The organism is Streptomyces sp. NPDC054961 (assembly GCF_053609145.1).
The window spans coordinates 48,797-56,469 of the sequence record NZ_JBSGWY010000046.1 but is presented as its reverse complement, the minus strand read 5'-3'; the positions used below and the strand labels follow the sequence as shown (position 1 = coordinate 56,469).

Sequence of the window (7,673 nt, the reverse complement as noted above, 5' to 3'; positions counted from 1 at the left end):
GGGTCGGGGGGCGCCGGAGTTGGGGCGGGGGGCGTTGTCCCCGATGGGCGCCGGGGGGGCCCCCCGCCCCCCGGGGGGGGGGGGCGGGCCGCCCCCCCCCCCGGGGGGGGGGCCCCCCCCGGGGTCCGGCGCGGGGACGGTTACTCGCTCTCCCCTTCGAGGTTGCCCTCGGTGTCCAGGTACACCTGGCGCAGTGCTTCCAGGACCTGCGGGTCCGGCTTCTCCCACATGCCGCGGGACTCCGCCTCCAGCAGCCGCTCCGCGATCCCGTGCAGGGCCCAGGGGTTGGCCTCCTCGAGGAAGGCGCGGTTCTCCGGGTCCAGGACGTACGTCTCGGTCAGCTTGTCGTACATCCAGTCGGCCACCACGCCGGTCGTGGCGTCGTAGCCGAAGAGGTAGTCGACCGTCGCCGCCAGCTCGAAGGCCCCCTTGTAACCGTGGCGGCGCATCGCCTCGATCCACTTCGGGTTGACGACGCGGGCGCGGAAGACCCGGGAGGTCTCCTCCACCAGCGTGCGCGTCTTGACCGTCTCCGGGCGGGTCGAGTCGCCGATGTACGCCTCGGGGGCCGAGCCGCGCAGCGCGCGGACGGTGGCCACCATGCCGCCGTGGTACTGGAAGTAGTCGTCCGAGTCCGCGATGTCGTGCTCGCGGGTGTCCGTGTTCTTCGCCGCGACGGTGATCCGCTTGTAGGCGGTCTCCATCTCCTCGCGCGCCGGGCGCCCTTCGAGACCGCGGCCGTACGCGTACCCGCCCCACACCGTGTAGACCTCCGCGAGATCGGCGTCCGTGCGCCAGTCGCGGGAGTCGATCAGCTGCAGGATGCCCGCGCCGTACGTACCCGGCCGCGAGCCGAAGATACGGGTCGTCGCGCGCCGCTCGTCACCGTGCACGGCCAGGTCCGCCTGCGCGTGGGCCCGTACGAAGTTGTCCTCCGCGGGCTCCTCCAGCGAGGCGGCCAGCCGTACCGCGTCGTCCAGCAGGCCGATGACGTGCGGGAACGCGTCGCGGAAGAAGCCCGAGATGCGCAGGGTGACGTCGATGCGCGGGCGGCCGAGCTCGGCGAGCGGGATCGGCTCCAGACCGGTCACGCGGCGCGAGGCCTCGTCCCAGACCGGGCGCACGCCCAGCAGCGCCATGGCCTCGGCCACGTCGTCGCCCGAGGTGCGCATCGCGCTCGTGCCCCACAGGGACAGGCCCACGGAGGCGGGCCATTCACCGTTGTCCGTGCGGTAGCGGTTCAGCAGCGAGTCGGCCAGTGCCTGGCCGGTCTCCCACGCCAGGCGGGAGGGGACGGCCTTCGGGTCGACCGAGTAGAAGTTGCGGCCGGTCGGCAGGACGTTGACCAGCCCGCGCAGCGGGGAGCCGGACGGGCCGGCCGGGACGAAGGAGCCGTCCAGCGCGCTGACCACGTGGGCGATCTCGTCGGTGGTGCCGGCCAGGCGCGGGACGACCTCGCGGGCCGCGAAGTCCAGTACGGCCGCCACCTCCGCCGTGTGTCCGCCGGCCACGGAGGCGACCGCCTCGGGGGCCCAGTGCGCGTCCTCCATCGCCTGGACCAGCGCGCGGGCCGTCTCCTCCGCCTCGTCGGCGGTGGTCCGCGTGGCCGCGGACTCGTCCAGGCCGAGCGCCTCGCGCAGACCCGGGAGCGCGGTCGTACCGCCCCAGATCTGACGGGCGCGCAGGATGGCGAGGACCAGGTTGACGCGGGCGTCTCCGGTCGGGGCGCCGCCCAGGACGTGCAGGCCGTCGCGGATCTGGGCGTCCTTGATCTCGCACAGCCAGCCGTCGACGTGCAGCAGGAAGTCGTCGAAGCCGTCGTCGTCGGGGCGCTGCTCCAGTCCCAGGTCGTGGTCGAGCTTCGCGGCCTGGATCAGCGTCCAGATCTGGGCGCGGATGGCCGGCAGCTTCGCCGGGTCCATCGCGGAGATCTGGGCGTACTCGTCCAGGTGCTGCTCGAGGCGCGCGATGTCGCCGTACGACTCCGCGCGGGCCATCGGCGGCACCAGGTGGTCGACCAGGGTGGCGTGCACGCGCCGCTTGGCCTGGGTGCCCTCGCCCGGGTCGTTGACCAGGAACGGGTAGATGAGGGGCAGGTCGCCGAGCGCGGCGTCGGGCGCGCAGGCGGCCGACAGGCCGGCGTTCTTGCCCGGCAGCCACTCCAGGTTGCCGTGCTTGCCCAGGTGGATCATCGCGTCGGCGCCGAAACCGCCGTCGTCCGCGCGGGCCTGGATCCAGCGGTACGCGGCCAGGTAGTGGTGCGAGGGCGGCAGGTCCGGGTCGTGGTAGATCGCGATCGGGTTCTCGCCGAAGCCGCGCGGCGGCTGGATCAGGATGAGGAGGTTCCCGCGGCGCAGGGCCGCGAGCACGATGTCGCCCTCGGGGTTGGCCGAGTGGTCCACGAACATGGTGCCGGGGGCCTCGCCCCAGTGCCGCTCGACGCTCTCGCGCAGTTCGGCCGGGAGTTCGGCGAACCAGCGCCGGTAGTCGGCCGCCGGGATCCGGACCGGGTTGCGGGCCAGCTGCTCCTCGGTGAGCCAGTCCTGGTCGTGGCCGCCGGCCTCGATCAGGGCGCGGATCAGTTCGTCGCCGTCACCGGACACCAGGCCCGGGACGTCCTCGACGGGCCCGAAGTCGTAGCCGCCCGCGATGAGGGTGCGCAGCAGCTCCACAGCGCTCGCCGGGGTGTCGAGGCCGACCGCGTTGCCGATGCGGGAGTGCTTGGTGGGGTACGCGGAGAGGACGAGCGCGATCTTCTTGTCGCGGCGCTCGATGTGCCGCAGGCGGGCGTGCCGGACGGCGATGCCGGCCACGCGGGCGGCGCGCTCGGGGTCGGCGACGTAGGCGGGCAGCCCGTCCTCGTCCAGCTCCTTGAAGGAGAAGGGGACGGTGATCAGGCGGCCGTCGAACTCCGGGACGGCGACCTGGGTGGCGGCGTCGAGGGGGGACAGGCCCTCGTCGTTCTCCTCCCAGGCGCTGCGCGAACCGGTCAGGCACAGGGCCTGGAGGACCGGCACGCCGAGGCCGGCGAGCGCGCCCGCGTCCCAGGACTCGTCGTCACCGCCCGCCGAGGCGGTCGCGGGCCTGGTGCCGCCGGCGGCGAGGACGGTGGTGACCACCGCGTCCACGGACTCCAGCTCGGCGATCAGCTCCGGCTCCGGGGTGCGCAGCGAGGAGACGTAGAGGGGGACGGGACGGGCGCCGTGGGCCTCGACGGCCTCGCAGAGCGCGTGCACGAAGGCGGTGTTGCCGCTCATCTGGTGGGCGCGGTAGTAGAGCACGGCGACCCGGGGGCCGGTCTCCTGCCGCGCGGTCCGCTCCAGCGGGCCCCAGGTGGGGGAGGCCGCGGGGGGCTCGAAACCGTGGCCGGTGAGCAGCACGGTGTCGGAGAGGAAGCGCGCCAGCTGGTCCAGGTTGGCCGGGCCGCCGTGGGCGAGGTACCCGTGGGCCTCGGCGGCGATGCCGATCGGCACCGTCGAGGCCTCCATCAGCTGTGCGTCCGGGGCCTGTTCGCCGGTCAGGACCACGACGGGGCGGGTCTGGGAAGGGGCCAGGAGCAGGTCCAGGCCGTCCTGCCAGGCGCGCAGGCCGCCGAGGAGGCGTACGACGACCAGGTCGACGCCGTCCAGGAGCCCGGGCAGGTCGTCGAGGGGAAGGCGGGAGGGGTTCGCGAACCGGTACGGGACGGGGCCGTCCGCGGCGGCGCGGGCACTGAGCAGATCGGTGTCGGACGTCGACAGCAGCAGGATCATGCGGCGGCAGGCCTTCCTCGGGGTTTCCGCGCCCCGGGCAGTGAGGACAACGGGAGTTCCTGACTCATCCGGCGGCCGGGGCCCTCGGATTCACAGTGGCGGGACCGCGCCGGAATCACACCGGGCTTCCTCCCATGTCGCCGTCCTCGGCGATGACGGGCCGTGCGGTCCGTCGAAGGTCATCCTAGGTGGCGGGGGTCCCGACGGGGAGTCCGGGGCGGTCCGGGACGGTCCGACGCGGTCGGGGAGGGCCCGGCGGCACCGGTCGTGGCCGGTCGTGGCCGGTTCGGGGTGGTGATCGACACAGGAGACGGGCGCAGAATCGTGGGTATGCTCGCCGCCATGCCCACGCCCCCCTCCGCTGCCGCTCGGGACGAGCCCGTCATACGGGATCGCGGCGACGCCTGCCCCGGCGCGCTGCGGCTGCACGCGGCGGACGACGGCTTCCTGGCGCGGATCCGGATACCGGCGGGCCTGCTCACCAGCCGGCAGGCCTCGGTGCTCGGACTCGCCGCCGACCGTTTCGGGGACGGGCACCTGGAACTCACCTCGCGCGGCAACGTCCAGCTGCGCGGACTCGCGGACGGCTGCGGCGCCGAACTGGCGCGGCTGCTGGACGGCGCGGGTCTGCTGCCGGCACCCGGCCACGAGCGGGTCCGGAACGTCGTGGCGACGCCGACGTCCGGGATCCTGGGCGGCGGACGGCCCCATGTGGTCCCGTGGGTACGGGAATTGGACCGCCTGCTCTGCGCGAGCGCTCGGGCGACGGCCCTGTCCGGACGGTTCCTGTTCGCCGTCGACGACGGGCGCGGGGACGTCGCCGCCCTCGACCCCGACGTCACCGTGCTCGCCAGGCCGCGGGACCGGGCGCTGATCCGGCTCGGCGCGGCCCCCGACGCCGTGGACGTGGCGGCCCCGGACGCGCCCCGGGCGGCGCTGCTGGCCGCCGAGTACTTCCTCGACGCCGCCGACGCGGCGGGCACCCGCGCCTGGCGGGTGGCCGAGCTGCCCCCCGGACACGCGCTGGGCGCTGAGGAGTTCACCGTACGACTGATCGCCGCCGGTATCGCGGCGACCCGGGAGACCGAGGTGGCCTGGCCCTACGCGCCGCCGCCCCGGCCCTGGGGCCCGGGCACCGGCGACCGCACGCCCCTGTGCGTGCTGCTCCCGCTGGGCCGGCTGACCTCCGATCAGTGGCGGGTGCTGGTGGAGGTCGCCGACCGGGGGGACGGCGAACTGCGGCTCACCCCGTGGCGGAGCGTCGTCCTGCCCGGCGCGAGCACCCGGCGGCCGATCGACGGCTACGCCCGGCTCGAGGCCGCCGGCCTGGTCGTCGCGCCCGACGGGCCCTGGGAGTCCGTCACCGCCTGCACCGGGCGGCCCGGCTGCGCCAAGGCCCTGTCCGACGTGCGCGCCGACGCGCGGGCCCTCGTCCACGAGGCGCGCGGGCCCTCGCCCGTGCACTGGTCCGGATGCGAACGCCGGTGCGGGCACCCGCGGGGCACCGCGTGGGTCGACCTCGTGGCCACGCCCGAGGGGTACCGGCTCGACGGGAGTCCGGTGCCGAGAGAAGAACTTGCAGGGGCTGTCGCCGACGCGCGCAGCCGGTCCCGAGTGTCCGAAGGCGCAGTGAAGAGATGAGCGAGTACACCGTGTTCGAGTACGAGAAGGACGGCGCCGAGATCTACCGCCAGTCCTTTGCCACGATCCGCGCCGAGGCGGATCTCTCCGGGCTGCCGGCCTCGGTCGCCCAGGTCGCGGTGCGCATGATCCACGCCTGCGGGATGACCGACCTGACGCGCGACCTGGGCTACACGCCCGAGGTCGTCCTGCGGGCGCGCGCCGCCCTGGAGGCCGGCGCGCCGGTCCTGTGCGACGTGCAGATGGTCGCCAGCGGGGTCACTCGCAAGCGGCTGCCCGCCGGCAACGAGGTGATCTGCACCCTCTCCGACCCGGCCGTGCCGGAGCTCGCCGCGAAGATGGGGACGACGCGCAGCGCCGCCGCCCTCGAAGTCTGGCGCGACCGGGGCCTGTTGGAGGGCTCGGTGATCGCCGTCGGCAACGCGCCGACCGCGCTCTTCCGGCTGCTGGAGATGATCGAGGAGGGGGCCCCGCGCCCCGCCGCCGTCATCGGCGTCCCGGTGGGCTTCATCGGCGCCGCCGAGTCCAAGGACGCCCTCGCCGCGCACGCCTCCGGGCTCGACCACCTGATCGTCCGGGGCCGGCGCGGTGGCAGCGCCATGGCCGCGGCCGCCGTCAACGCCATTGCGAGCGTGGCCGAATGAGCACCGTGAGCGCAGGGACGGCAGGGACCGCCACCGCCGGAAAGCTCTACGGCGTCGGGCTCGGCCCCGGCGACCCGTCGCTGATGACGCTGCGCGCCGTCGAGGTGATCGCGGAGGCGGACGTCGTCGCGTACCACTCCGCGCGCCACGGCCGCTCCATCGCCCGCTCGATCGCCGCGAAGCACCTGCGCGCCGACCACGTCGAGGAGCCGCTGGTCTACCCGGTCACCACCGAGACCACCGACCACCCCGGCGGCTACCAGGGCGCCATGGAGGAGTTCTACGAGGCCTCCGCCGCCCGGCTCGCCGCCCACCTCGACGCCGGCCGGACCGTGGCCGTCCTCGCCGAGGGCGACCCGCTCTTCTACGGCTCGTACATGCACATGCACAAGCGGCTCGCGGACCGGTACGAGGCCGAGGTGATTCCCGGAGTGACCTCGGTGAGCGCCGCGGCCGCCCGGCTCGGCACCCCGCTGGTGGAGGGCGAGGAGGTGCTGACCATCCTGCCCGGCACCCTGTCCGAGGAGGAGCTCACCGCCCGCCTCGCCGCCACCGATTCCGCGGTCGTGATGAAGCTCGGCCGCACCTTCCCCGCCGTGCGCCGCGCGATGGACAAGAGCGGCCGGCTCGCCGAGGCGCGGTACGTGGAGCGCGCGACGATGGCGGGCGAACGGACCGGAGTCCTCGCCGACACCGACCCCGACAGCGTGCCGTACTTCGCCGTCGCCGTGGTGCCCAGCCGGATCGGCAACCCGGGCAGCGTGCCCTCCGGGCCCGGCGAGGTCGCCGTGGTCGGCACCGGACCGGCCGGCCCGCTGTGGCTGACCGCCGAGACGCGGCGGGTGCTGGCCGACGCCGAAGTGCTCGTCGGGTACACCACGTACCTGGACCGGGTCCCGGTGAAGCCGGGCCAGCTGCGGCACGGTTCCGACAACAAGGTGGAGTCCGAGCGCGCCGAGTTCGCGCTCGACCTCGCCCGGCGCGGCAAGCGGGTGGCCGTGGTCTCCGGCGGCGACCCCGGGGTCTTCGCCATGGCGACCGCCGTCCTGGAGGTCGCGGACCAGGCCGCGTACAAGGACGTGCCCGTGCGCGTGCTGCCCGGGGTGACAGCGGCCAACGCGGCGGCCGCCGCGGCCGGCGCGCCGCTCGGCCACGACTACGCCACCCTCTCGCTCTCCGACCGGCTCAAGCCGTGGGAGGTCATCGCGGAGCGGCTGCGCGCCGCCGCCGCGGCCGACTTGGTGCTCGCCCTGTACAACCCGGGCTCCCGCAGCCGGACGTGGCAGGTGGCCCAGGCCCGTGAACTGCTGCTGGAGCTGCGCGCCCCGGAGACCCCCGTGGTCGTCGCGCGCGACGTGGGCGGCCCGGAGCAGTCCGTCCGCATCGTGACGCTCGCCGAACTGGAGCCGTCCGAGGTCGACATGAGGACGATCCTGCTGATCGGCTCCTCGCAGACCCAGGTCACCGAACGCCCCGACGGTTCACGGGTGACGTGGACTCCGCGCCGCTACGCGTGATTTTCGCAGGGCGGTGAACGGACGCGAGGCCCCCGGGGGGGGGGGGGCGCGGGGCGGGGGGCGGCGCGCGGGCGGGGGCGGCCCCCGGCGGGCCGCCCGGGCCGGGCCGGGCGGGCGCG

General features: G+C 74.9%; 4 protein-coding genes and 1 riboswitch. Of the genes, 3 read left to right on the top strand and 1 reads right to left on the bottom strand.

Annotated features, from left to right (window positions below):
• Nucleotides 1-140 precede the first annotated feature (140 nt).
• Nucleotides 141-3,752, bottom strand: a complete 3,612-nt coding sequence (gene cobN / locus ACWF9Z_RS30735) for a cobaltochelatase subunit CobN (RefSeq protein WP_453607494.1) — start codon at nucleotides 3,750-3,752, stop codon at nucleotides 141-143.
• Between the two features lie 53 nt (nucleotides 3,753-3,805).
• Nucleotides 3,806-3,905, bottom strand: a riboswitch (cobalamin riboswitch).
• Nucleotides 3,906-4,094: 189 nt separating this feature from the next.
• On the opposite strand from cobN, the gene cobG reads away from it, so the two are divergent.
• The 3 genes from cobG to ACWF9Z_RS30720 are packed head-to-tail and all read left to right on the top strand — an operon-like array spanning nucleotide 4,095 to nucleotide 7,554.
• The gene (gene cobG, locus ACWF9Z_RS30730; RefSeq protein WP_453607491.1) at nucleotides 4,095-5,393 is read left to right on the top strand and encodes a precorrin-3B synthase; all 1,299 of its coding nucleotides are present in this window, start codon (nucleotides 4,095-4,097) and stop codon (nucleotides 5,391-5,393) included.
• Nucleotides 5,390-6,037 carry a precorrin-8X methylmutase gene (locus ACWF9Z_RS30725; RefSeq protein WP_453607489.1) on the top strand — a complete coding sequence of 216 codons (648 nt, stop codon included), beginning with the start codon at nucleotides 5,390-5,392 and terminating at the stop codon, nucleotides 6,035-6,037. Before cobG ends, ACWF9Z_RS30725 begins: the two co-directional genes overlap by 4 nt.
• Nucleotides 6,034-7,554, top strand: coding sequence for a precorrin-2 C(20)-methyltransferase (locus ACWF9Z_RS30720; protein ID WP_453607486.1), 1,521 nt, complete (start codon nucleotides 6,034-6,036; stop codon nucleotides 7,552-7,554). Before ACWF9Z_RS30725 ends, ACWF9Z_RS30720 begins: the two co-directional genes overlap by 4 nt.
• Nucleotides 7,555-7,673: the final 119 nt, after the last annotated feature.